We start from the raw sequence: 25,267 nt of genomic DNA on the forward strand, positions 1-25,267 counted from the left end.
GATGATATCAGCTGGCGACGGACAGTTGAGTTAGCGACCGGGTATGATCTTCCGCTGCCTGCCATGCCGCCGGGGCCACCTGACATAATTGTGCGGCCAGAATATTGGCGGTCACTTGATCATCATTGATCAGGTTTGTTTCCAATGCGGCAGCCAGATGCTGCACCTGACGCAGCCCCAGGTTCCCGGCCAGAGAGATCATGGAATGGGCCTCGCGGCGCAATTCGCCCCAAACCTGCTCCTGCCGCAACCGGTCAATCCGGTCCGCCCGTTCGCGGCCCGTTGTGACGAACCGCGCCATGAGGTCCTGGAACTCAGGCCCTTCAGTAAAGGACAACAAGCCCGCCATCACAGTTTTATCGATAATGGGATGGGATGTCATATCCATCAAATTCTCCGGGAACGGCAGCGCAAGAGGGGTACTATTGTCTGCAACGTCACGGCGGGCGCACCAATGTGCGGCCGTGCGCAGAAGAGCCAGGGGTTCGTATGGCTTGGAGACATAATCGTCCATGCCGGCTTCAAGATAACTTTCGCGCATGCCGACCATGGCATTGGCCGTCATGGCGATGATGGGGGTGCGCGGTTTGCCCGTCTGGGCTTCCTGAGTGCGGATCATCCGGGTGGCTTCAATCCCGTCCATGCCGGGCATCTGAACATCCATCAGGATCAGGTCGTAACGGCTGGCCTCTGCCGCCGCGATGGCTTCCATCCCGTCATCCACCAGATCGACACCATAGCTGTCGCGTTCCAGGATCAAGCGCGCAATGTTGCGGTTCACGGGGTTATCATCCACCACCAGCACACGCCGCCCCTTGCCCCGGCCCGCATCCAGGGCATTGTCGGTTCCAGGCATCTCCGCCGTGCGGGGGGCGAACAATCGGCTCAACGTCTCGCGCAGGTTCTGCGGGCGGACGGGCTTGGTGATGGCGGCATCAAAGATATCCGCCGCCGGGTCACCGGTATCCAGACCATCAGCGGACGTCACCAGGATCAGCTTGATCCCCGCGAAGCTGGGATGTCCGCGCAACCAGCCCCCCAATGTGTCCCCCGCCATACCCGGCATATTGCGGTCGATCAGGATCATCTTGGGGCAGTTGCCGTCCCGTAGGGTCTTTTCCAGCTCCGTCAGCGCCGCTGGCCCGCCATTGGCAAGGACCACACCGACACCTAGCCGCTCCAACTGTCGGGAAAGGATGCGGCGGTCCGCCTCCACATCGTCGACGACCAACGCGCGCAAGCCACGAAGCCATTCTTCCACGCGGGTGAGGTCGGGCAACGGCGCGGCGGCGTCGGGCAGCGAGATGGTGAACCAGAAACGGCTACCATCGCCCACGGTACTTTCCGCCTGAATATCGCCGCCCATCAGCCCCACCAGCTGCCGGGTGATGGCCAATCCCAGGCCGGTGCCACCGAAACGGCGGGTGATCGAATTATCGGCCTGGGTGAATTTCTGGAACAGGCGTGACATCTGTTCGGCATTCATGCCGATGCCTGTGTCGCTGACGCTGAAACGCAACCGGGTCATCCCCGTTTGCATATCACCGGACATGGCCCGCACATCAATAGCGACATGTCCTTCGCCGGTGAATTTCACGGCATTACCCGCCAGGTTCAGCAATATCTGGCGAAGACGAGCGGGATCACCGCGATAGGCCCGATTAATGGAAGGTTCGATATTCACAGTCAGCGCGATGCCCTTCTGTTGCGCGCGCGGGCTCAGCAGGGCAACCACGCCATCCACGATCTCTTCCAGTGCGAAATCGATGCTTTCAAGCTCTAGCTTGCCGGCTTCCAGCTTCGACACGTCCAGAATGTCATTGATGACGTAAAGAAGGGCATCGGCACTTTCGCGAATGGTTTCCGCAAAGGCGCGCTGCTCCGTCGTCAGTGATGTATCCAGCAACAGGGCCGTCATCCCGATGATGCCGTTCATCGGTGTCCGCACTTCGTGGCTCATATTGGCCAGGAATTCGGACTTGGCCTGATTGGCACGCTCCGCCTCGCCGCGCGCCGCCTCGGCGGCTTCGGCCGCAGCTTCGGCCACCCGACGGGATCGGTCAAGGTCGGCGGCCAAGGCCTGCAAGCTTTCGGCCTGTTCGCCCAGACGATCACGGGCGGCACGCAGTTCCTGTTCCTGGACCACCCGATCTTCCACATCGCGCGTGGCGGAGATGATGCGTTGCCCGGCCTGCGCGTCCGCCGCCAGGGCAAAGGCTGTCTCTACCCAGATCCAGTGCCCGTCCCCATGCCGGAGACGATAGGTCACGGGCGCACAGGGCATGCCCGCCACCAGCATGGAGAGAACCCGCTCCAAGGTGTCACGGTCATCCGGGTGGGCGCGGTCATCCGGGTGGGCACCTACCAGCTGTTCAGGTGCGTAGCCCAGCATCCAGCTGGCCGTTGGCGACACGTATATGTAAGTGCCGTCCAGCGCATGAAGTGCCACGACATCGCTGCCTTGTTCCGACAACAGCCGGTATTGCGCATCGCGGTGGGCCAATTCTGCTGTCTGGCGTTGCAGGTTGACGGCCATGTCATTAACGGCTGACGCCAACACCCCAATTTCCCCGGGTCCCGCCACTGCGCGCAGCCCCAGTTCACCGCGTCCCAGACGCTGCATCGTGCCGATCAGGTCCCGCAGCGGTTTCAACAGGGTTTGGCTGATCCCCAGATACAGAATCACGAGGGAGAAGACCGCCAGCGCCAGAAGCAGGCTGATATTGCGCTGAAACTGCCCGACCGCCGCCGACAGTACCTCGTCCCTGGGGTATGAGACGATGATCCGCATGCCATTGTTCAGCGAAACGAAGCCCATCAGGCGCGTGACCTCGTCAAACTCCTCTCCCGTCCAGGTTCCGCTCTCCATGGACAAGGCGGCCTTCACGAAGGGGGCATGGGCCATGGACGCGCCGTCAATGCCTGACATGGTCGGATACCGGGCCAGGACGACACCGTCGCGGTCCAGCGCCGTCAGCGTGGCACCCGGTGCCGTCGACAGGGTACGGGCCGCCAGACCGTCCAGCCAGTCCAGAAGAACCCCGGCCAGGGCAATGCCGGTCACTTTGCGATCTTCGGCGATGATGGGCTGGGCATAGACCATGACAGGCCGGCCCGAGGCACGGGCGCGCAGATACCCGCTGGTCACGGGCCGGACTTTCGTCAGCACTTCCTGGAAATAGGCGCGATCCGCCAGATTGATTTCTTCATCGTCCGGTGCGGTTGAACATTGAATGGACCCGTCTGGGCGGGCCACGAAGATATTGGAAACCCAAGGCTGGGTGCCCTTCAACGTTTGCAGCGAACGCGCGCAATCCGCAGGTGTTTCGCGCGAAATCCGGTTGGCGGCTACACTCACCAACCGCTGAAGGCTGATCAGAATGTCTGCCTGTTGCGTGGCGGCGAACCTCGCCATGTCCTGGGCCCGCCTCAAGGCCTGCTGCTCTGCCTCCGCCGTCCGCGACTGATACTCCAGAAGCATCAGGGCAGAAGCGGCCATGATTACCGCCACCAGCAACAGAACCAATCGACCGCGCAAGGACAATAGCCGTGACCACATCGCTTGTTCGTTCCGCCAAACCATCGGCACCTGCCGCCAGATGTGATCGGCAGAATACCCTTCTCATCCCGGAAACAGAACGTGTCGCAGCGCCAAATTGCCAGTGCATAGGGATAGTTCGGGATGGCTACACCCGTTAACAGGACCGGCACCTGTTCGTAAGTACATGCTCCAATGATAGGTTGCAGGCACAACCAATTATTCGTTCATGCTTTTAACCTTTCCGATCCCGCATAAATATGGATACTCGGGTGGACGGCTTGTTACCCGGGGGTGTCGGTTGCGCGTTGAGATTTTAGGCCTGTGTTTCACCAGCGCCGAGGGGGCGGCCACGGGCCACAACCTTTGGCTGGTCGCGCTCTCATACATCACCGCTGCCTTTGCCTCCTATGTCGCGCTGGATATGGCTGAACGCCTGCGTCACGCTGATGATAACTGGCGTTGGGCGTGGCATGGCGCGGCGTCCGCCGCCCTGGGCGGCGGCATCTGGTCCATGCATTTCCTGGGTATGCTGGCCTTCGACACCGAGGCGTCCATCGGTTTCCATACTGGATTGACGGCCCTGTCCCTGGCTGTGCCCATCATCGTGGTGGCTTTGGGTCTGTGGCTGGTCAGTGGTGGAATCGGGCCGGCGCGCCTGTTGACCGCCGGCGCCATTGTCGGCATGGGTGTCGTCGTCATGCATTATACAGGCATGGCCGCGCTGCTGCTGCCCGGTAGCATCGGATATAAACCGGGCCTGTTCGCGCTGTCGGTGGTGATCGCGCTGGTGGCCGCCACGGTCGCCCTGTGGTTGGCATTGACGCCGCAGCGTTTCAGCCTGCGTGTGGCCGCTGCCCTGGTGATGGGTATCGCCATCTGCGGCATGCATTATACCGGCATGGGCGCCCTGGTTGTCACCATTGATCCGACTTTGCCGCCCGTGGAGGAAGGCATTTCGCGCACCGTCCTGGCCGCCGCCATCGCGGCGGCCACCTATGGGCTGCTGGTGCTGGGTCTGGTGGCCGGCATCGCCGATCGTCGCATCTCCGCCGCCGCCGCGCGGGAGGCCGAACAACTGCGCCGCTCGTTTCAGGCCCTGGGCGAGGAGATGCAGGTCCGCCGCCGTATCGAGGCGGAGCTGGAGCAATCCAAGGTGGCCCTGGAACAGCGGGTTGCCGAACGTACCCTGGATTTGGAAGAAGCGCGCGCCCGGGCCGAGGCCGCCAGCCAAGCCAAGTCAGAGTTTCTGGCCAGTATGAGTCATGAGCTGCGCACGCCGCTGAATTCCATCATGGGGTTTGCGCAGTTGCTGCTCTATAATCGTGCCCGTGAGCCGCTGACCACCAAGCAGGAACGCGCCGCCGTTCAGATTGAGAAGGCCGGCACCCATCTGCTGCGGCTGATTGATGAGGTTCTGGACCTCGCCAAGGTGGAGGCCGGGCGGCTGTCCATGTCTCTGGAGCCCGTGGATGCCGCTGCGGTCGCCCGCGATGTGGCCAGCAATATGCAGCCCGTGGCCGACGGTGCCGGTGTTACGCTTTCCCTGGATATCAAGGTGGAAAACGCCACCGTCTTCGCCGACCGGACGCGGCTGGTGCAGGTGTTGAGCAATCTCGCCTCCAACGCTATCAAGTATAACCGTGCCAACGGCCGGGTCGTCCTGTCGGTGGTGGCCGGCACTGATGGCCGCATCTCACTGTCTGTGACCGATACGGGCCTGGGCATCCCGGCCGACCGCCTGGATCAGCTGTTCCAGCCCTTCAACCGGCTGGGCCGGGAACATGGAACGGTGGAAGGGACGGGCATCGGCCTTACCATCTGTCAGCGTCTGGTGCAGGCGATGGGCGGCCTCATCCTGGTTGACAGCACAGAGGGCCAGGGCAGCCGTTTCCATTTCGACCTGCCCGCCGCGGCCCCCGTCACCGCCCTGGAAAGCGTCCGTCCCGCAACCTTGGCCACGACCGGTTCCGATACAGAGCGCACCATGCTGTATGTGGAGGATAATCCAGCTAATATTCAGCTGATGCGCGACCTGATTGACAGCCTGGGCGGTTTCCGTCTGCTGGTCGCCGCCGATCCGGGGTCGGGGCTGCAACTGGCACGCTCGCATCTGCCCGACATCATCATCCTGGACATCAACCTGCCCGGTATGGACGGGTTCGAGGTGTTGGCCCGCCTGCGCGCCGATCCGGCTACATCTAGTATTCCCGCACTGGCCCTGTCGGCCAATGCCCTGCCGCGCGAGGTGGAGCGTGGGGTTGCCGCCGGCTTCCATCGCTATCTGACGAAACCGCTGCGCGTGCCGGAGTTCCTGTCGGCCGTTGACGAAGCCTTGGCCCGGAGGGCTGCCTGAGTATGAGCGTTGCTGCCGTCGCGGCCCCTTCCACAATGGAAGATGAACAGCGGCTTGCCCACATCCTGGTGGTGGACGACATGCCCGCGAATGTGGAGCTGCTGGAAGGCATGCTCGACATGGCGGGGTTTGAGAATGTCAGCTCCACGACCGATCCGTTTGAAGGTCTGGCCATTGCGGAGCGCAAGCTGCCCGATCTGGTGCTGCTGGACTACCGTATGCCGGGCCTGGATGGGCCGAGCTTTATCGGTCGGCTGAAAGCCATCTTAGGCGGGGAAACCCCGCCGGTACTGATGGTTACTGCCCAGAATGACGAGGCATCGCGCCGTCGTGCGCTGGATGCCGGTGCCCGTGACTATGTCACCAAACCCTACGCTTTCTGGGAGCTGGAGGCGCGGTCGCGCAACCTCCTGGAACTGCATCTCCTCAACAAGGCGCAGCGCCGACAGACGGAAGTGCTGGAACGGTTGGTGCGTGAACGCACGGCGGAACTGGAACGCACGCGGGCGGAGATCATCACCCGCCTCTGCTCCGCCGGGGAGTTCCGGGACGAGGATACGGGCCAGCATGTCACCCGCATCGGCCGCATGTCGGGCGTCATGGCGGAACTGGCGGGCCTGCCAGCACCGCTGTGCGCCAAGATCGCGGCGGCAGCGCCCCTGCATGATATCGGCAAGATCGGCATCCCCGACCGTGTCCTGCTGAAGCCCGGCCGGTTGGACGAGGCTGAATGGGCCATCATGAAAACTCATTCCCGCATCGGGGAGCAGTTGCTGGCCGGCAGCGGCTTGGCGCTGCTGGACCTCGCCTCGGAGATTGCTGGCACCCACCATGAAAAATGGGACGGCAGCGGCTATCCGCAGGGTCTGACGGGCGAGAATATCCCCATAAGTGGCCGGATCGTCGCCATCTGTGACGTGTTCGACGCGCTGCTGTCGACGCGTCCCTACAAGCAGCCCTGGAAACTGGAGGATGTGCTGAACTATCTGCAACAGATCGCAGGCAGCCACCTGGACCCCGGCCTGACCCGGCTGTTTGTCGACAATGTCGACCGCATGCTGGCCATCCGTGCCGAACTGATGGACTGACGGGCATCCAGGGGGGGCTTACGCCCCCAGATGCTGCACCAGGATTTTGGTGCCCAGCAGTACCAGCCCCGCCCCACCAATCCCGACCGCCCAGCGGCCCAGCAGCGGCCCCACCGCCCGGCCAAGCATCACACCAAGCGTCGACAGGCCGAACGTCACCAGCCCGATGACCAGGGCCGACGCCAGGATCGGTTCGTCGAAGAAGGCCAGCGGCACACCGATGGCCAGTGCATCAACGGAGGTCGCAAAGCCGGCCATGAACAGGGCAGACAGGGTCAGGGTCATGCCGCCGGGCCCCTCACCCTCCTTCCCACCGCCCTTCCAGGCCTCCCACACCATGCGTCCGCCGACAACCGACAGCAGGACAAAGGCGATCCAGTGATCGACGGCGGCGACAATATCGGCGAACGCCATGCCCAGCGCGAAACCGATCAGCGGCATGATCATCTGAAAACCGCCGAACACAGCACCAACCGTGAGGGCATGGCCCATATTGGGTCGGCGCAAAGCCGCCCCCTTGCCCAGGGCGGCGGCGAACGCATCCATGGCCAGACTGAGGGCGAGCGCGAAGGTCGTGGTGGCGATCACGGCAATGACTCCGGGGACGGCTGAGCAACGATGAACGCAATCCACCCCCGGTCCCGGGAGGGGCGACTGCGTCATCGGTCTCGTCGAACGGGCCGTTACGGCCTGTCGTCCGCGCCATGGGGCGAACCCCAAGTCTGTTGACACGGACACCGCAGGACGTTTGGACCCGGCGGCGGACTACTCCCCAATTGACGGGGGCGGTATAGGGTGGGGGGTGCCAATCCGTCAAGCGGTCAGAACCGCACACCCGGTGCACAGCATGTCAGGATCAGGATTATGTCCTCCGCACACTCGACTTTTTCTGCCCATGACACACTGATTCCACGCCGGGCTGGATGTTGGCGCGGGCATCCAGACCGGCGACCACCGCATCCCCGGCGATGGCGCGGCCAACCTCACGGCCAGACACCGCCCTATAAAAAAGTCGGAATTCTGCGCCCATCCTTTTGATATTCCTGACGTTATCAGGCTAACTCCACGCCAGATTCCCGCCCCTGTCCCGCGCGATGGCGGGGACACAGACCCGCGCCTTGGGCAAGGCAGACCGGAAAACGCATTTTTCCTGATACAACCGTTGCATCCCCCTAATGTGGTGGCTATAGTCCGCGCCCGAACGACGGACGGCCCAAACCGACCGGCGTTCATCGAGAGGTCGGAGCGTGGCGCAGCCTGGTAGCGCACTAGACTGGGGGTCTAGGGGTCGCAGGTTCGAATCCTGTCGCTCCGACCATTCTCTCGAAGCCCGATCAAGGGCTTACGCGAAAAGCCGCCGTCAGAAATGACGGCGGCTTTCGTGTTTTCCGGCTAATCCCCAGCGACCGATATACGCAAAATCTGCGGCAATTCTGTCCGCTGTCTCTTCGCTATATCCTCTTCCCGGTCCGGGCCATGCTTGGACCTAACGGCGACGCCTGATCGCCGCTTGAACAGGGACTGGAAACATGGCCAAGACACGCGCGTTGAATGCCGCCTATATGGCGGGGCTTCTGACCGGCATCGCCGTCCTGCCCGTGGGCGCGCAGGACGCGGCACCGGCTGACGGTTTCGTGCTGGAAGAGATCGTGGTGACGGCGCGGCGTCAGGCGGAGCGGCTGCAGGATGCGCCGGTCGCCGTCACGGCCCTGTCAGCGGATGCGCTGGACCGGCTGGGCGCCTCCGATCTGGGCGACTTGCAGGCCGCCGTGCCCAACCTGACCCTGCATGAGGGCGACGCATCGAACGCCGTCGTCTATATCCGCGGCGTGGGGCAGATCGACAGTCTGGCCTTCGCCGATCCTGGCGTTGGCATCTATCTGGATGATGTCTATCTGGGTCGTGCCCAGGGTGCCTTCCTGGATGTGTTCGATACGGAGCGGGTGGAGGTGCTGCGCGGTCCCCAGGGCACGCTTTATGGCCGCAATACCATTGGCGGCGCCGTTAAATTCGTCTCCAAACAGCCCGATGACCGCACCGCCGCCAGTGTTGAAGCCACGATCGGCGACTATGACCGCCGCGACGTGAAGGCCTCCGTCCGGGGCCCCTTGATCCCTGAAAAGCTGGCCGGCAGTGCCGCCATCGCCTACCTGTCGCGCGATGGCTATGCCAAGAATTCAGTGGGTGGCAAGGATGATGGCGATCAGGAGGCCTTCGCCTGGCGTCTGGGCCTGAAGGCCACGCCCCATGACCGGCTGACCATCAGCCTGTCCGCCGATGGCTCCGATGACCGGCCCGACACCTCGCGGACCCCGGCCCGCGCCACCGCCGTGTTCGGCACCCCGCCCAATGCCGATCCAGTCAAGGTCGATGCCGATTTCAACGGCCTGAACAAGCTGTCGGTGCGCGGCGTTGCCGCCCATATCGGCTGGGACGCCAGCGATGCTGTCACCTTGAAATCCATCACCGCCTACCGGACCATGGATTACGAGACGCATCTGGACCTGGATGCCACGGGTGCCGCCATTTTCGGCGTTTTCGTGGACGAAGCGCAGAAGCAGTTCAGCCAGGAATTCCAGGCCAATCTGCGGACCGACCGGTTCGACGGCGTCTTCGGCCTCTATTATTTCCGCGAACATGACGAGACGGAAAGCGGCATTGCCGGCCCTGTCATCAGCCTCGTCACCAACTCCCTGAACGATCAGACCAACCGTTCCTACGCCGCCTATGGTCAGGGCAGCTATCACGTCTCCGACGCCCTGTCCCTGACCGCCGGCCTTCGCTATACGTATGAGAAGAAGGATTTCGACCGTATCCAGGAATTCTTCGCGGCCAGTGCCCCCATCCCCCCGGCGCTGGGCACCGGCCTGCGGATCACGGATGTGAAGACGGGCGACAACTGGTCGTCGCTGTCGCCCAAGCTGGGTCTGGATTACAAGATCAATGACGATGTCATGGCCTATGCCAGTGCGGCGCGCGGGTTCAAGAGCGGCGGCTTCGACGGCCGCTCCAACAACCCGGCCCAGGCGGTCTCCTATGATCCGGAGACCATGTGGTCTTATGAGGTCGGCCTGAAATCCAGCCTGCTGGATCGGCGCATGACCTTGAATCTGGCCGGCTTCTATAACGACTACAAAGATTTGCAGCTCTCCTCCTTCGTGGCTGACAGCACGGGCGGCTTCGCGGCCCTGTTCACCAATGCCGGTGCCGCCACCACCAAGGGGCTGGAGCTGGAATTGACGGCGCGGGCCACCCAGGACCTGACCCTGTCGGCCACTGCCGCCTGGCTGGATGCGCAGTATGATGAATATAAGGGGCCGGGCGGTGCTGACATTTCCCACCTGCGCACGCCCGTCAATTCTCCGGAATGGAGCTTCCGTCTGGGTGCCAACTGGCAGCGGGAAGTGGGCGATGCCGGTCGGGTGATCGTCGATGGCGATCTGTCCTACCGTTCCAAGACCTATCCCACCGTCAGCAGCAGCGAAGTGCTGGCCCAGTCCGGCTACGCCCTGCTGAATGCCCAGGTCGCCTTTCAGACCATGGACGAACATTGGACCGCCACGTTCGGCGTCCGCAATATTACCGACAAGCACTATATCAGCCATGGTTTCGATCTGTCGGACAGCCTGGGTTACCAGCTCGCCTATTACGGCGCGCCCCGGACCTGGTCGCTGGGCCTGAAATACCGCTACTGATGGGGAGAGGCAGATCGTGACGCTGGACCCCCAGTCCCTCGCCCTTCTTGAAAGCTTCCGGCAGGCGGGCGGCACCGCCATCGATGATATCGACATGGCCAGCGCCCGGCGCGATTACGACCTGCTGTTCACACAGCTTGGCGGGGCTGTGGCGGACAATGTCTCCATCCGCATGGAAATGGTGCCGCTGGCCGACAATCCCCTGCCGCTGCGGCTTTACCGGCCCCAATCGGTCAAGGGGCCGGCACCGGTGCTGCTGTTCTTCCATGGCGGCGGCTGGTCGATGGGCGGCCTGCCCTGCTATGACGCCCCGCTGTCGCATCTGGCGGCGCGAAGCGGGTTCATCATCGCCAGTGTCGGCTATCGTCTGGCACCGGAAAACCCCTTTCCGGCCCCACTGGAAGATGCCCTGAACAGCACCCGCTGGGCCCTGTCCCGGATTGGCGATCATGGTGGCGATCCGGCCCGGCTGCTGATCGGCGGCGACAGCGCCGGCGGCACCCTGGCCGCCGCCGTCTGTCAGCTTCTCTGCCCGACGGAGCGGCGGCCCAGGGGGCAGGTGCTGTTCTATCCCGTGCTGACCCTGGCGGACGGCGATCCCCGTCTGACCTCACGCCAGACCAAGGGCAATGGCGAATATTTCCTGTCACGCGATGGCATCGCCTGGGCAAGGGGCAATTACCTGACCGATCCGGGCCTTGCCTACCTGCCCGCCGTGTCGCCCCTGCTGTCGCCCGACCTGCGCGGATTGCCCCCGGCCCTGCTGCTGACGGGCGGCTACGACCCTCTGCATGATGAGGCGGCCTTATACGCCTCCCGCCTGCGTGATGCGGGCGGTCAGGCCGAGCACCTCTCCTATCCCGGCACCTTCCACGGCTTCCTGTCCTTCGGCGGCATGCTGGATGTCGCGGGCCAGGCCATCGGCGACGCGGCCGACAGGATGCGCAGGCTGGTATAGATGTTCTCCCACCGCCAGCCTTTGTGCCTGGCGGTCCTCCCCCTCCCGTCTTCGGACGGGAGGGTTCTTTTACATGCCCATCAGACCAATGAAGCCCAGGGCGAAGACGGCCAGCAGGGCGGTCTGCCCCACCAAGGCCGCCACGGGGCGCGGTCCCAGCGCCGCCATGTCGCGCAGGCTAGTCTTCATGCCCAGCGCCGCCACGGCCACAACCAGACAGCCCCTGGACAATTCCCCCATCATGCCCAGCGCCGCCGCCGGCAGCAGGCCGGCACTGTTGACCACCACCAAGGCGATGAAGCCCAGCAGGAAAAGCGGGATAGTCGGCAGGCTGGTTTTCTTGCCCATCTCCTCCTCCCGATCACGGAAGATCCAGGCCACGGCCATGACCACCGGCACCAGACAGGCCACCCTCATCAGCTTGACGATGGCAGCCACCTCCGCCGCATGGTCGGAAATCAGGTATCCCGCCCCCACCACCTGTGCCACGTCGTGGATGCTAGCCCCGAAGAACAGGCCCGCCTGCTCCTCCCCCAAGCCCAGCAGCCGGGTCAGCAGCGGATAGGCCAGCATGGCGATGGTAGACAGGGCGGTGACGCCGACCACCACCAGCAAGGTGGGCTTCTCCGCCTGATGACGGGCCGGCAAGGCCGCCGAAATGGCCAGTGCCGCCGAAGCGCCACAGATGGCGACGGAGCCGGCGGACAAAAGCGCGTGCGCCGGCGGCAGCTTCAGCATCCGGCCGATCACATAGCCCCCGCTCAACGTGACCAACAGGCCGGAAACGGCCAGGGCGACAGCGCCCCAGCCCAGACCCAGCATGTCGCCCAGCGTCACCTTGGCCCCCAGCAGGGCCACACCCAGCCGCAGGATCGGCTTGGTCGCGATGGTGATGCCGGGGGTGCAGCGGGCGTCGGCCGCCAGAAAATTCAGCCCCATGCCAAAGACCAGGGCATAGAGCATGACCGGCCCACCCTGCCACGCCGCCATATGGGCCGCCGCCAGCGCCACGATGGCGGCCAGCAGCAATCCCGGCAGCATTTCGCGCCCCCGCTGGACCAGCGGATGACGAGAGGTCTGGCTGGTCCAGGGGGCAAAGGTCATCGGGCCAGCGTCCCCGGTGCCATCATGGTGCGGCGGTCGCGATGGGTGACCATCCGTTCATGCAGGCGGCGGATGGTGTTGCTGCCCGTTTTCACGAACAGGAACGGGAAAAACCCATGAAGGATGCAGGCGATGGCCGCAAACAGCATGGTGAAGCCGAAGGAAAAGGCCTGCCCCATATGGGCCAGATAGCTTTCACCGACAGAGGCCGGATGGTCTGTGAACAGGCGGTGCAGCATGGCTTTCCTCCAGGTGCCGGAAACAAGGAAAGCCTATCACCGGCTTCGGGTGATTTTTGTCTAAACTCTGTGATATCATGTCACCAATGTCGTGATTTTCTTCTACATGGGTCGTATATCGGAGAAGATTTTGGATCAGATCGACCGCAAGATCCTCGCCACCCTGCAATCAGATGCCTCTGGCTCCGTGGCCGAAATCGCCGAACGGGCGGGCGTGTCGCAGACCCCGGCCTGGCGGCGGATCAAACGGCTGGAGGACGAGGGCGTGATCCGCAAGCGCGTGGCCCTGCTGGACCCCGCCAAGCTGAACCTGGGCCTGACCGGCTTCATCCTGATCCGCACCGCCACCCATTCAGAGGAATGGCTGCAGAAATTCGCCGACGGGGTCAGCCGCATTCCAGAGGTGATCGAACTTCACCGGATGTCGGGCGACATCGACTATCTGGTGAAGTTCATGGTGGACAGCATCGCCGGCTACGACGCGCTGTACAAACGCCTGATCAAGGTCGCCAACCTGTCGGACGTATCCGCCGGCTTCTCCATGGAATGCCTGAAATACACGACCGAACTGCCGCTGGATTATGTGAAGGGGTGAATTCAGCCCTTCGCCGCCATTGCCCGGCCCACCTTGCTGCCATTGGGCCGGTTCAACTCCTCGCTGATCCAGTTGCCGATGGCGGCCAGCGCGTCCAGGTCCACCCCCGTGGTCAGGCCCATGCCGTTCAGCATGTACAGCACATCCTCGGTCGCGACATTGCCAGACGCCCCCTTGGCATAGGGGCAGCCACCCAGCCCTGCCACGGCCCCGTCGAACACCCGCGCCCCCAGTTCGATACAGGCCAGGATATTGGCCAACGCCTGACCATAGGTGTCGTGGAAATGCAGGGCGATGCGGCCCATCGGCACTTCCTCCGCCACACGGCGCAGCATGATGCGGGCGGCGCGAGGGTTGCCGACGCCGATTGTGTCGCCCAGGCTGACCTCGTAACAGCCCATAGCCATCAGGCTGGCCGCCACCTCTGCCACCTTGGCCGGGTCGACCGCCCCCTCATAGGGGCAGCCCAGGACGCAGGACACATAACCCCGCACCTTCACGCCCGCCAGCCTGGCCCGGTCGATGACAGGGCGGAAGCGGTCCAGGCTTTCAGCGATGGTGCAGTTGATATTCTTCTGGCTAAACGCCTCCGACGCCGCGCCGAACACCGCCACTTCCGTCACACCCACGGCCAGGGCCGCCTCCAGCCCCTTCTCATTGGGGACCAGGACGGGATAGGTGACGCCGGGCCGGCGGGAGATAGCACCCATCACCTCCGCGCTGTCGGCCATCTGCGGCACCCATTTCGGGCTGACGAAGGCGCCAGCCTCCACGACCGACAGGCCGGTGGCCGACAGGCGGTTGACCAGTTCGACCTTGGTCGCCAGCGGCACCAGGGTCTTTTCATTCTGCAGCCCATCGCGCGGGCCCACTTCGACAAGGCGGATGTCGTGCATGATCACTCAATCGTCAGAATTGAAAAGGATAGGACAGGGTCAGGTGGCTTTGGCAATCCCGCCGCCACCGCTGACCGGGCGCTGCGCCAGGACCGCATTCACCTGTGGCATCAGTTCGGCAAAGGCGGAACTGCGGCCAATGCACAGATGATAGGGCTGGGTCGCCAGGGTATTGGGCAACTCGATCAGCCTGCCATTGAATTCCGGTCCCGCCAGCCGGACCCGCATGGACACGGCATTGTCCACCAACGCATCGACGCGGCCATTGGCGACCAGACGCATGGCCCCCGTCAGGTCGGCGGCCCATTGGATATCCAGACCCAAGGGCCGCAGATTGGCATCCGCCCAGCCGGAGCCGATATAATGCCCGACGCGGAAGGACCGCAGATCCTCCAACCGGCGCACCTGACGCAATTCCATCAGGCGCGGGCTGTCGGCGGCGGTGATGATGCACATGGGGAAGGTGAAGACCGGCCGCGCGCTGGCCAGCACATAGGACAGACGTTCCGGCGTCGGCACCGTCAGGAAGCCATCCGCCTCCCCACCGCGCACCATGGCCTGGGCCCTGGCCCAGGGGAAGCCCTGATGCTCCACCTCCTGGCCCAGCTTTTCGCGCAGGATGCCTTCTGCCGCGTCCACGAACAGGCCCCGCACCTTGCCGGTGCTGTCCACCTGCGAGAAGGGGGCGAAATCCCCGAAATAGACCATGCGGAAGGTTGCAGGAAGGGCAAGCGCCGGACGCCACAGTGGAAGCGTCCCGACGGCGGTCAGTCCTCTCAGGATGGTCCTGCGAGAGAACATGGCGGTTCCTCACCGTGCCTGCCTTGGATATCAACTCTAATCCCCTTTTGCCCCAAGGGAAACGAAGTTGAATGCACACTCACATGACATTTTCATGCAAGTGTGCATGTCTCACCTACCGTCAGGCAGCCTCAAACCCGACAAGTTCAACCCCTTCGCTGACCTGGTCGCCGATCTGGTATCGCAGATGGGTGACCTTGCCGTCGGCGGGGGCCTTCAGCGTATGTTCCATCTTCATGGCTTCCAGCACGATGACGGGTTGACCCTTGCTCACGGTCGCCCCCTCCTCCACCAGAATGGCGATCACCTTGCCCGGCATCGGGGCCGTCAGACGGCCATGGCCGCCATGATCGGCATGGGCGCCTTCATGCGGATCGACCAGGGTCAGGGTTTGTGTCGCACCGGCATGGAAAAGGGTGACATGGTCGCCCCAGCGGACCCAGCGTGCCGTGACCCGCGTCCCGTTCAGCGTGGCCGTCAGGGTGCCATCGGCGGACAGGCTGCCGGCCACCGACAGGGTTTCGCCTGCCGCCACGATGGTAAAGCCGCCACGTGCCCAGGTGACATCCACCTTATGGGCCGCCCCCTCCTCCCCCGCTTCCTGCCACTCGATCCGGTCGGTGGCGGGCAGGTTCAGCAGGAAGCCACCAACGGCATCCCACGGGTCGCTGCCGCTGGAACGGCGGGCGAGGGTCAGACCCAGGCTGAACAGGGCCAGGGTGGCCGCGTCCGGTGCGGTGGATGCTGGCAGCAGGTCTGCCTCGTACCGCTCAATGAAGCGGGTGTCGAGGTCGGCAGCCAGGAAGCCCGGATGACCGGCCACGGCGGACAGGAAGGGGACATTGGCGTTCAGGCCTGCCACTTCCGTTTCTGCCAGCGCCTTTTCCAGGCGGCGCACGGCGCTGTCGCGATCCTTGTCCCAGACGATCAGCTTGGCGATCATCGGGTCGTAGAAGATCGAAATGGCATCACCCGACCGCACGCCTGTATCAACGCGCACATGCTCACCCTGCTCGGGGAAGCGCAGATGCGCCAGCGTTCCCGTCTGCGGCAGGAAGCCTTTGGCCGGGTCTTCGGCGTACAGCCGGACCTCAAGGGCGTGACCGTTAATGGTCAACTGTTCCTGGGTCAGGGGCAGCTTCTCGCCCGAAGCGACCCGCAGCTGCCATTCGACCAGGTCCTGCCCCGTTATCTTCTCCGTCACGGGATGTTCCACCTGCAAACGGGTGTTCATCTCCATGAAATAGAAGGAGCCGTCGGTATCCAGCAGGAATTCCACGGTACCGGCACCGACATAACCGATGGCCTTGGCCGCCGCCACAGCAGCCTCGCCCATGCGGGCGCGGATGGCCGGGTCCATGCCAGGGGCCGGGGCTTCTTCCACCACCTTCTGGTGGCGGCGCTGGATGGAGCAGTCGCGCTCAAACAGATAGACGCAATTGCCATGGCTGTCGGCAAAGACCTGGATTTCCACATGGCGCGGACGGGCGAGATACTTTTCGATCAGCACGCGGTCATCGCCGAAGCTGGCCTTGGCCTCGCGCTTAGCAGAGGCGAGTGCTGCCGGGAATTCCTCGGCACTGCTGGCAACCTTCATGCCCTTGCCGCCGCCACCGGCGGATGCCTTGATCAGAACCGGGAAGCCGATGCGCGCAGCCTCACGCGCCAGCAAAGCGTCGTCCTGATCCTCGCCATGATAGCCGGGGACCAGCGGCACGCCGGCCGTTTCCATCAGGGCCTTGGCTTCCGACTTGCCGCCCATGGCGCGGATGGCGCTGGCCGGCGGGCCGATGAAGATCAGACCGGCGGCGGCAACGGCATCGGCAAAGCCGGCATTCTCGGACAGGAAACCATAACCGGGGTGGATGGCGTCCGCCCCCGTGGCCTTCGCCGCCGCGATGATCTTGTCGATCACCAGATAGCTTTCGCGCGCCGGTGCCGGACCGATATGGACCGCCTGATCGGCGCTGGCCACATGCAGCGCCTTGGCGTCGGCATCGGAATAGACGGCAACAGTTCCCATGCCCATATGACGGGCGGTGCGCATGACGCGGGCGGCGATCTCGCCGCGATTGGCGATCAGGACTTTCGAAATCCGGCTCATTTCACCCATCCCGGCTTGCGCTTGTCAAAGAAGGCGGACAGACCCTCGCGGCCTTCCTCACCCGACCGTGCATCGGCGATGCGGGCGGCGGTATCGGCGACCACGGTGTCGGTGACGGGGCCATCGACGGCGCGGATCAAATCCTTCGCCCCCGCCAGCGCCTTCGGCCCGGCCGCCAGCAGGTTCTCGATATGACGTTCGGCTGTCGCGTCCAGATCGTCCAGCCCCACCACCTCATGCACCAGGCCCAGACGATGCGCGTCGGCCACCCCAAACCGCTCGGCGGTCAGGAAATAGCGGCGGCAGGCGCGGGCACCCATGGCGGCCACGACATAGGGCCCGATGGTCGCGGGGATCAGGCCGAGGCGCACTTCCGTCAGAGCAAATTGCACAGGATCGGCGGCAATTGCGATATCGCAAGCCGCGACCAGCCCAACAGCGCCGGCAAAGCAATGTCCATGGACCACGGCCAGGGTCGGTTTCGGCAGTTCGTTCAGGGTGCGCAGCATAGTGGCCAGACCGATGGCGTCGGTCAGGTTCTCCTCCCGGCTGTAGCCGGCCATGCGGCGCATCCAGTTCAGGTCGCCACCGGCGGAAAAGCTCTTACCCGCCCCGCGCAGCACCACGATGCGCACATCCGGGTTCGCCCCCAGATCGCGGAAGATGGTCGTCAGGCCGGCAATGACCTTGTCATTGAAGGCATTGTGGATTTCCGGGCGGTTCAGGGTGACGGTTGCCACCCCGCGCGCGTCGATATCGCTCAGGATCATGGTCATGGCCGCCCCCATCACATCCGGAACACGCCGAACTTTGCCGACGGAATCGGCGCGTTCAGCGCCGCTGAGAGCGAGAGCCCCAGTACCGACCGCGTATCTGCCGGATCGATGACCCCGTCATCCCACAGACGGGCGGAGGCGTAGTAGGGATGGCCCTGCTTCTCATACTGTTCGCGGATCGGCGCCTTAAACGCGGCCTCATCCTCGGCACTCCATTCCTTGCCGGAAGCTTCCAGACCATCACGGCGAACAGTGGCCAGCACGGTCGCCGCCTGCTCCCCGCCCATGACAGAGATGCGGGCGTTGGGCCACATGTAAAGGAAGCGCGGGGAATAGGCGCGGCCACACATGCCGTAATTGCCGGCCCCGAAGCTGCCGCCAATGATCAGGGTGATCTTGGGTACATTGGCACAGGCCACCGCCGTCACCAGCTTGGCCCCATCCTTGGCGATGCCGGCATTCTCATATTTGCGGCCCACCATGAAGCCCGTGATGTTCTGCAAGAACAGCAGCGGGATTTTGCGCTGGCAGCACAGTTCGATGAAATGCGCGCCCTTGACGGCGCTTTCGCTGAACAGGATACCGTTATTGGCAATGATGCCGACCGGCATGCCCCAAAGCCGGGCAAAGCCACAGACCAGCGTCGTGCCGTAATTGGCCTTGAACTCATCAAGTTCCGACCCGTCCACGATGCGGGCGATGATTTCGCGCACGTCATAGGGCTTGCGCGTGTCGGTGGGGATGATGCCGTAGATGTCGTCCGCGCTGTACAGCGGTTCGCGCACCGGCTTGATATCAACCTCCGGGGTCTTCACCCGGTTCAGGTTGCCGACGATGCGGCGGGCGATGCCAAGGGCATGGCCGTCATCGGTGGCCAGATGGTCGGCCACGCCGGAGATACGGGTATGGACATCGCCACCGCCCAGATCTTCCGCCGACACCACCTCCCCCGTTGCCGCCTTCACCAGCGGCGGGCCGCCCAGGAAGATGGTGCCCTGGTTCTTGACGATGATGCTTTCATCCGCCATGGCGGGCACATAGGCGCCGCCCGCCGTGCAGGAGCCCATGACAACCGCGATCTGCGGCACGCCATTGGCCGACAAGGTGGCCTGATTATAGAAGATGCGGCCAAAATGGTCGCGGTCTGGGAAAACTTCGTCCTGGTTAGGCAGGTTCGCCCCGCCACTATCGACCAGATAGACGCAGGGGAGGTTATTCTCCCGCGCGATATCCTGCGCCCGCAGATGCTTCTTCACCGTCAGCGGGTAGTAGGTGCCGCCCTTCACTGTGGCGTCATTGGCCACCACCACGCATTCCTGACCATTGACGCGACCGATGCCGGTGATGATGCCGGCAGCGGGCACGTCATCGGCATAGACCTGATAGGCGGCCAACTGGCTGAATTCCAGGAACGGCGTGCCGGGGTCCAGCAGGGTGCGCACGCGGTCGCGGGGGCTGAGCTTGCCACGGGCCAGATGCTTGGCCATGGCCTTCTCCCCGCCGCCCAGGCTGATCCGCCCGATGGTGGCGCGCAGGTCATCCACCTGCGCCTTCATGGAAGCTGCGTTCTCGGCAAAGGCCGGGCTGCGCGGGTCGATATTGGTGGGAAGGACGGGCATGGGTGCCTCGCGATCGTTTCTCCCCCCATTCCCGTCATCCCGGCGAAAGCCGGGACCCAGGGGCCTAGCGCCCGACATACTGGCGGCGCCGCGCATGGCAAGGGGAAATGGTGGTGCCTGGGACCCCTGGGTCCCGGCTTTCGCCGGGATGACGACAGGGAGAGGAGACGAGCAAGAAAGCGCTTACGCCGTTTCCTTGAACAGCTCACGCCCGATCAGCATACGGCGGATTTCGCTGGTACCGGCGCCGATCTCGTACAGCTTGGCGTCGCGCAGCAGGCGGCCCGTCGGGTATTCGTTGATATAGCCGTTGCCGCCCAGGATCTGGATGGCGTCAAGCGCCAGCTGCGTCGCCTTTTCGGCGGCCAGCAGGATGGCACCGGCGGCGTCCTTGCGGGTGATCTTCTTGGCGTCCGCCGCCCGGCCCACAGCGTAAACGTAAGCGCGGCAGGAATTCAGGGCGACATACATGTCCGCCACCTTGCCCTGGATCAGCTGGAATTCGCCAATCGACTGGCCGAACTGCTTGCGCTCATGGATATAGGGCACAACGATATCCATCGCGGCCTGCATGATGCCCAGCGGGCCAGCGGCCAGCACCGCACGCTCATAATCCAGGCCGGACATCAACACGCCGACGCCGCCATTGACGCGGCCCAGCACATTTTCTTCCGGGATTTCGCAATCCTCGAACACCAGTTCGCCTGTGTGGCTGCCGCGCATGCCCAGCTTGTCCAGCTTTTGCGCGACGGAGAAGCCCTTGAAATCCTTTTCCACCAGGAAGGCGGTGATGCCGCGCGGGCCGGCATCCAGGTCAGTCTTGGCATAGACCACCAGCACATCGGCATCCGGGCCATTTGTGATCCACATCTTGGTGCCGTTCAGGACGTAGCGATCCCCGCGCTTGTCGGCACGCAGGCGCATGGACACCACATCCGACCCGGCACCCGGCTCACTCATCGCCAGCGCACCAACGAAATCCCCGCTGACCAGCTTAGGCAGGAAGCGCTGCTTCTGGTCCTCATTGCCGTTCAGGCGGATCTGATTGACGCACAAGTTGGAATGGGCGCCGTAGCTGAGGCCCACCGAAGCACTGGCACGGGAGATTTCCTCCATCGCCACCATATGCTCGACATAGCCCATACCGGCACCGCCATATTCCTCTCCCACCGTGACGCCAAGCACGCCCAGGTTGCCCATCTTCTTCCACAGGTCCATGGGGAACTGATCGGTGCGGTCGATCTCTGCCGCGCGGGGCGCGATCTCATCCGCCGAAAAGGATGCCACGGCATCGCGCAGCGCGTTCGCCGTCTCACCAAGGCCGAAATCGAACATGGGCAGGCTGTTGCGCAGCATCGCGGGCGTCCTCCATTGGTTTACCAGCCCCACTCAGGGGTCTTTATAGAAACGGTCATACGTTTTTTTATTGGTCATTTCAACAAGGAATCCTGCGGGTCTTGCTGCATGGCGCATGCACGAATTCCGGTTGACGGCACCCCCTTCCCAGCCGCAGTTTGCGCGGAAGATGATTCTGTCAATGAAGAGAGGCCGCTGATGGCCCGTACCGCCGGCAGCCATGGGCCGAAAACCATGGAGGCGATCCGCAAGGCGGCGCTGACCCTGATCTACCGCAAAGGCTATGAGGCGATCACGCTGCGTCAGCTGGCCGATGCTGTCGGCATCCAGCCGGGGTCGCTCTACAACCATGTCCGCAACAAGCAGGACATCCTGTTCGATCTGGTCCATGACCATATGACCACCCTGCTGGCCGAGGTGGATGAGGCCGTGCCAGCCGACGCCGCACCGCGGGCACAGCTTGAAGCCTTCATCGCCTTCCATGTCGGCTACCATATCACCCGGCGGGAGCAGGTGTTCATCGCCAATTCGGAATTGCGCAGCCTGGAAGCCCCCAACCATTCGCTGATCGTGGGGATGCGCAAACAATATGAAGGCGTGCTGATCGACATCCTGCATCGGGGGGGAGAGGACGGCACCCTGCGCGTGGATGAGCCGACCATCGCCGCCTATGCCATCCTGTCCATGCTGACCGGCATCTGCTCCTGGTATCAGCCCTCAGGCCGCAAATCCGCCGAGCAAGTGGCCACCCTGCACCGCGACCTGATCCTGCGCGGCATCGTCGCATGAAAAAGGCCGCGACCCGAAGGTCGCGGCCTGAAGAATAGAAGCGGGGGGCAGCGTGGGTCCGCCCCCGCCCCGTCTGCTTAGAACTTCACATTCACGCCAGCATAGAAGAACCGGCCGCGATTGTCCCAGTTGCCGGACGTCGTGTTGCCCGTGCCCTGATAAACCGTCGGGTGGTTCGGCGGACGATCATTCATCACGTTCTGCACGCCGGCGCGCAGAACCAGATCCTGCGAGACCTTATAAAGCACGCGGACATCATGGTACCAGACGTCGCCCGTATAGAACGGGATACGCGGCAGCGGCTGGCCCTCGGTGATCGGCAAAAGGGTCTCGTCTGCGACCTGATTATCCTCAAACCGGGTCGTCCAGGCGAAGGTGAAGACATCGTCAGAATAGCTGGCGGTACCCGACAGCTTCCAGGACGGGGTGCCGGCGGTACCCGCATACTTGCGTGCCGCCTGCCCAGCCTGGGCAACGAAGTCGTACTGCAGCAGGTGCGTGCCCTGCAGGCTCAGGTCGAGGCGGCTGTCATCCTTGGCAAAATCCACCATATCCTTCAGATCAAAACCATAGGCGACCGAGAAGTCGATACCACGGTTCTTGAAGGAGGCGATATTGGCCTGGGTCAGGGTGACAAAGTCGATACCGCCAGCCGTACCGGTCTTGGCACCCGTGGCGTCACGCGTGATCAGCTGGCAGAGCGAGCTGCCACCCGCCGTGTCATAGCAGGCCTGGAACACGCCCGAAAGCGCCGGCAGGTTGATCGCGTCCTTGATGTCGATATCATAATAATCAACGGTGGCCGCAAAGCCGTCCAGGAAGGTCGGCTGAATAACGGCACCAACCGTGAAGGTCTCTGCCGTTTCCTCGTTCAGGTTGACGTTGCCACCCTGCAGAAGGCGCAGAGAGCCGCGGCCTGTGCCGATATTGCTGTCGAACGTCGCCGGGTTATAGCCGGTGATGTCGCGCGAACAATTGGCGACGCGGATGCTGCGGGCCTCACCGGTCAGCGAGGCGACACGGGAACGATCGCAGGGGTCCTGCTGCGTACCCGTGAAGTTCTCACCCGTCGGTGCGTACAGTTCAATGATGTTCGGCGCGCGAACCGACTCAGAATAGGTGCCGCGGAAACGGATGTCATTGATGGGGGTGTAGTCCAGGCCCACCTTCCACTGGCTGACACCACCCACCGTGCTGTAATCGGCCCAACGGTAAGCACCGTCCAGGGTCAGTTCCTTGACAAGGAACATGTCGGACAGCAGAGGCACCAGGGCTTCGGCATAATATTCGGCAACGTCATACGCACCCTTACGGCGCGGAATGGCGTTGGTGAACAGCAGGCCTTGCGCTGTGGCGCTGTCGGTTTCCTGGTCAGACTTCTCCTCGCGATACTCCGCACCGACCGCGATGCCCAGCGGGCCCGCCGGAAGGTCGAACAGGTCGGTCGTCACATTGAACGCGGCAACCTGCTGGGTCGCCTGACCGATAGTGACCGACGTCGCCTTGGCATAGTCGATCGCGGCCTGGCTCGGACCATTCAGCCAGTCATAGGGGATACAGCCAGCGGCGGCGGCGCGCACGCCCGCGTCGGTCGACAGCAGATCACGGCAGGTCGCACGACCCGTTGCGGGATCGATGACCGCGTCCAGCTGACGGGCATGACGTTCACGGTTGAACTGACCGCGGTTCAGCGACTTACCATCCAGTTGGCCATACTGATAATAGGTATCCCACTTGACGGTGCGATCCGCCGCCTCGAAGTCGCCCTCAAAGCCGATGACAGTGCGGATCATGTCGCGCTGCTGTTCAATCACGCGTTGACCGAATTCCTCGGTGAAACGGTACAGTTCGGCAGTGGCAGTCGGTGCCGTCAGACCGTTGGCGTCGAAAATACGGCGCAGTTCGGCGGCATTGGTGCCAGTCCCAGCCAGGTAGGCATTGTCACGACGGACCAACTGACGGAACGTCGTGCTAGTGAATGCCGGCTGCGCACGCGGGTTCACGCTATCGACACTGGCGGCACCAATTTCCGCAGTCAGCTTGACATAATCGTTCAGCTGGTACGATCCATAGGCGCGGCCCAGAAGACGCTCGCTCTCACCCTGCAGGGTCGTATAGATGGAGGTGTAGTCCAGCGAAGGGTCGTCGCAGAGCGGCGTTGAGGCGTTCGGGTTGTTGCGCGGGTTAAGGCAGTTGGCGTTCAGCCCCTGAACTGACCGCGTCTCAAAATCAATCGATACGCCAGCCGGTGCATTCGCAGCCAGCGGACCCGCACCCGGATTGGCGACCAGCGTGCGGAACACGCCGGCGCGGCCGGTACGGCTCTTCGGATTCTGGACGGACGTGTTGGGCGTTACCAGCGTATTGAAGGTGATGCCAGGGCTGGCCCACTTGCGATCATCAGCCAGGACGCTGTCAACCTTTGTATATTCCACGCCAGCCAGGATATAGCCCTTGCCATCGTCGAACTTGGCACCGAACACGGCGCTGTGCTGCATCTCCTGCCCATCACCATATTCGGTGATGCCATAGGAGCTGTCGACTTCCACACCCTGGAAGTCCTTGCGCAGCAGGACGTTAACCACGCCGGCCACAGCTTCGGAACCGTACACGGCGGAAGCGCCGCCCGTGATGATTTCCGTGCGCTGCACCATGCTGGTCGGGATGGTGTTCAGATCGACGGCGGCGCTGTCGAGAGCGCCCGTGATATGGCGCTTGCCATCAACCAGCACCAGCGTGCGGTTGGTACCCAGGCCACGCAGATCGACGCGACTCTGACCGCCAACGAACAGGAAGCCACCCGACGACTGACCATTCAGGGCCGGCGCCAGCTGGGGGGCGGCGGACACGGCATCGGCCAGATTGGTGAAGCCAGCGAAGCGAATCTCCGTTTCGCCCACCACATTCAACGGCACCGTTGAATTCAGATTGGTGCGCGCGATGCGCGAACCGGTAACGACGATCTCTTCCAGCTGCTCCTGTGCCACGGCCGTGCCCGTCAGGCCGACCGCCGCCCCCAGCATCAAAAGTCCGCGCAGGGCGCGTATGGTCTTGCTGTCCGTCTTTGTCATTGCATGCCTCTCCGTTTGCGCCGCGCCGGTTTTTCTTTGGCGAAGGCGGCTTGAGGCGGCGATTGAGACATCGCTCAGGCATGATGATCAAATAATAATCGTCGTTAAAGAATCCAAATTAAGTGGTCGTGTTATATTTAACACCATTAATTTCATTTTTGCAAAAAAATTAGCAACAATAAGCCAAAGATCATTTATATAAATATATGTTAACTTTTCATTAACCACAGATTCTTATCCATCTCAAAATAGTAAATTTCAATGTATATTTTAGTGGCTATA

The 25,267-nt window shown here is 63.1% G+C and carries 17 protein-coding genes and 1 tRNA gene; 7 read left to right on the top strand and 11 right to left on the bottom strand.

Annotated features, from left to right (window positions below; translation table 11 throughout):
* Positions 1-7: 7 nt before the first annotated feature.
* Positions 8-3,499 carry a response regulator gene (locus tag ABC729_RS19525; protein WP_495609277.1) on the bottom strand — a complete coding sequence of 1,164 codons (3,492 nt, stop codon included), beginning with the start codon at positions 3,497-3,499 and terminating at the stop codon, positions 8-10.
* A 340-nt stretch (positions 3,500-3,839) separates the two neighbouring features.
* Here ABC729_RS19525 and ABC729_RS19530 point away from each other — a divergent pair, with 340 nt between their 5' ends.
* On the top strand, positions 3,840-5,894 hold the full coding sequence (locus ABC729_RS19530; protein WP_495609278.1) for an MHYT domain-containing protein: 2,055 nt from the start codon (positions 3,840-3,842) through the stop codon (positions 5,892-5,894).
* A 2-nt stretch (positions 5,895-5,896) separates the two neighbouring features.
* Positions 5,897-6,982: an HD domain-containing phosphohydrolase gene (locus tag ABC729_RS19535; protein WP_495609279.1), complete on the top strand. Its 1,086-nt coding sequence runs from the start codon at positions 5,897-5,899 to the stop codon at positions 6,980-6,982.
* Between the two features lie 18 nt (positions 6,983-7,000).
* On the opposite strand, the gene ABC729_RS19540 is transcribed toward ABC729_RS19535, so the two are convergent.
* Positions 7,001-7,570, bottom strand: a complete 570-nt coding sequence (locus tag ABC729_RS19540; protein WP_495609280.1) for a manganese efflux pump MntP — start codon at positions 7,568-7,570, stop codon at positions 7,001-7,003.
* Positions 7,571-8,223: 653 nt separating this feature from the next.
* On the opposite strand from ABC729_RS19540, the gene ABC729_RS19545 reads away from it, so the two are divergent.
* The 3 genes from ABC729_RS19545 to ABC729_RS19555 all read left to right on the top strand — a co-directional run bounded on the left by ABC729_RS19545 (position 8,224) and on the right by ABC729_RS19555 (position 11,635).
* A tRNA-Pro gene (locus tag ABC729_RS19545) sits at positions 8,224-8,300 on the top strand.
* Between the two features lie 211 nt (positions 8,301-8,511).
* Positions 8,512-10,677: a TonB-dependent receptor gene (locus ABC729_RS19550; protein WP_495609281.1), complete on the top strand. Its 2,166-nt coding sequence runs from the start codon at positions 8,512-8,514 to the stop codon at positions 10,675-10,677.
* A gap of 16 nt (positions 10,678-10,693) precedes the next feature.
* Positions 10,694-11,635, top strand: coding sequence for an alpha/beta hydrolase (locus ABC729_RS19555; protein ID WP_495609282.1), 942 nt, complete (start codon positions 10,694-10,696; stop codon positions 11,633-11,635).
* Positions 11,636-11,704: 69 nt separating this feature from the next.
* Here the strand turns inward: ABC729_RS19555 and ABC729_RS19560 are convergent, their stop codons facing one another.
* The gene (locus ABC729_RS19560) at positions 11,705-12,739 is read right to left on the bottom strand and encodes a YeiH family protein (protein ID WP_495609283.1); all 1,035 of its coding nucleotides are present in this window, start codon (positions 12,737-12,739) and stop codon (positions 11,705-11,707) included.
* Positions 12,736-12,978: a DUF6356 family protein gene (locus tag ABC729_RS19565; protein ID WP_444733990.1), complete on the bottom strand. Its 243-nt coding sequence runs from the start codon at positions 12,976-12,978 to the stop codon at positions 12,736-12,738. Before ABC729_RS19565 ends, ABC729_RS19560 begins: the two co-directional genes overlap by 4 nt.
* Before the next feature lie 106 nt (positions 12,979-13,084).
* Here ABC729_RS19565 and ABC729_RS19570 point away from each other — a divergent pair, with 106 nt between their 5' ends.
* Positions 13,085-13,573, top strand: a complete 489-nt coding sequence (locus ABC729_RS19570; protein WP_495609284.1) for an Lrp/AsnC family transcriptional regulator — start codon at positions 13,085-13,087, stop codon at positions 13,571-13,573.
* A 2-nt stretch (positions 13,574-13,575) separates the two neighbouring features.
* On the opposite strand, the gene ABC729_RS19575 is transcribed toward ABC729_RS19570, so the two are convergent.
* The 6 genes from ABC729_RS19575 to ABC729_RS19600 all read right to left on the bottom strand — a co-directional run bounded on the left by ABC729_RS19575 (position 13,576) and on the right by ABC729_RS19600 (position 21,125).
* The gene (locus ABC729_RS19575; RefSeq protein ID WP_495609285.1) at positions 13,576-14,469 is read right to left on the bottom strand and encodes a hydroxymethylglutaryl-CoA lyase; all 894 of its coding nucleotides are present in this window, start codon (positions 14,467-14,469) and stop codon (positions 13,576-13,578) included.
* A 39-nt stretch (positions 14,470-14,508) separates the two neighbouring features.
* On the bottom strand, positions 14,509-15,270 hold the full coding sequence (locus ABC729_RS19580; RefSeq protein ID WP_495609286.1) for a substrate-binding periplasmic protein: 762 nt from the start codon (positions 15,268-15,270) through the stop codon (positions 14,509-14,511).
* A gap of 121 nt (positions 15,271-15,391) precedes the next feature.
* Positions 15,392-17,374 carry an acetyl/propionyl/methylcrotonyl-CoA carboxylase subunit alpha gene (locus ABC729_RS19585; RefSeq protein WP_495609287.1) on the bottom strand — a complete coding sequence of 661 codons (1,983 nt, stop codon included), beginning with the start codon at positions 17,372-17,374 and terminating at the stop codon, positions 15,392-15,394.
* Positions 17,371-18,150, bottom strand: a complete 780-nt coding sequence (locus tag ABC729_RS19590) for an enoyl-CoA hydratase/isomerase family protein (RefSeq protein ID WP_495609288.1) — start codon at positions 18,148-18,150, stop codon at positions 17,371-17,373. The genes ABC729_RS19585 and ABC729_RS19590 overlap by 4 nt, the downstream gene beginning before the upstream one ends.
* An 11-nt stretch (positions 18,151-18,161) precedes the next feature.
* Complete coding sequence (locus tag ABC729_RS19595) at positions 18,162-19,769, bottom strand: carboxyl transferase domain-containing protein (protein WP_495609289.1); 1,608 nt, start codon at positions 19,767-19,769, stop codon at positions 18,162-18,164.
* A 183-nt stretch (positions 19,770-19,952) separates the two neighbouring features.
* Entirely contained in the window at positions 19,953-21,125 is a 1,173-nt protein-coding gene (locus ABC729_RS19600) for an isovaleryl-CoA dehydrogenase (RefSeq protein WP_495609290.1), read from the bottom strand.
* A 198-nt stretch (positions 21,126-21,323) separates the two neighbouring features.
* Between ABC729_RS19600 and ABC729_RS19605 the strand changes: the two genes are divergently transcribed.
* Positions 21,324-21,914, top strand: a complete 591-nt coding sequence (locus ABC729_RS19605) for a TetR/AcrR family transcriptional regulator (RefSeq protein ID WP_495609291.1) — start codon at positions 21,324-21,326, stop codon at positions 21,912-21,914.
* A gap of 77 nt (positions 21,915-21,991) precedes the next feature.
* Here ABC729_RS19605 and ABC729_RS19610 read toward each other — a convergent pair whose 3' ends face one another.
* Positions 21,992-24,985 carry a TonB-dependent receptor plug domain-containing protein gene (locus ABC729_RS19610; RefSeq protein ID WP_495609292.1) on the bottom strand — a complete coding sequence of 998 codons (2,994 nt, stop codon included), beginning with the start codon at positions 24,983-24,985 and terminating at the stop codon, positions 21,992-21,994.
* Positions 24,986-25,267: the final 282 nt, after the last annotated feature.

This window comes from Niveispirillum sp. CC-CTL257 (assembly GCF_059489915.1).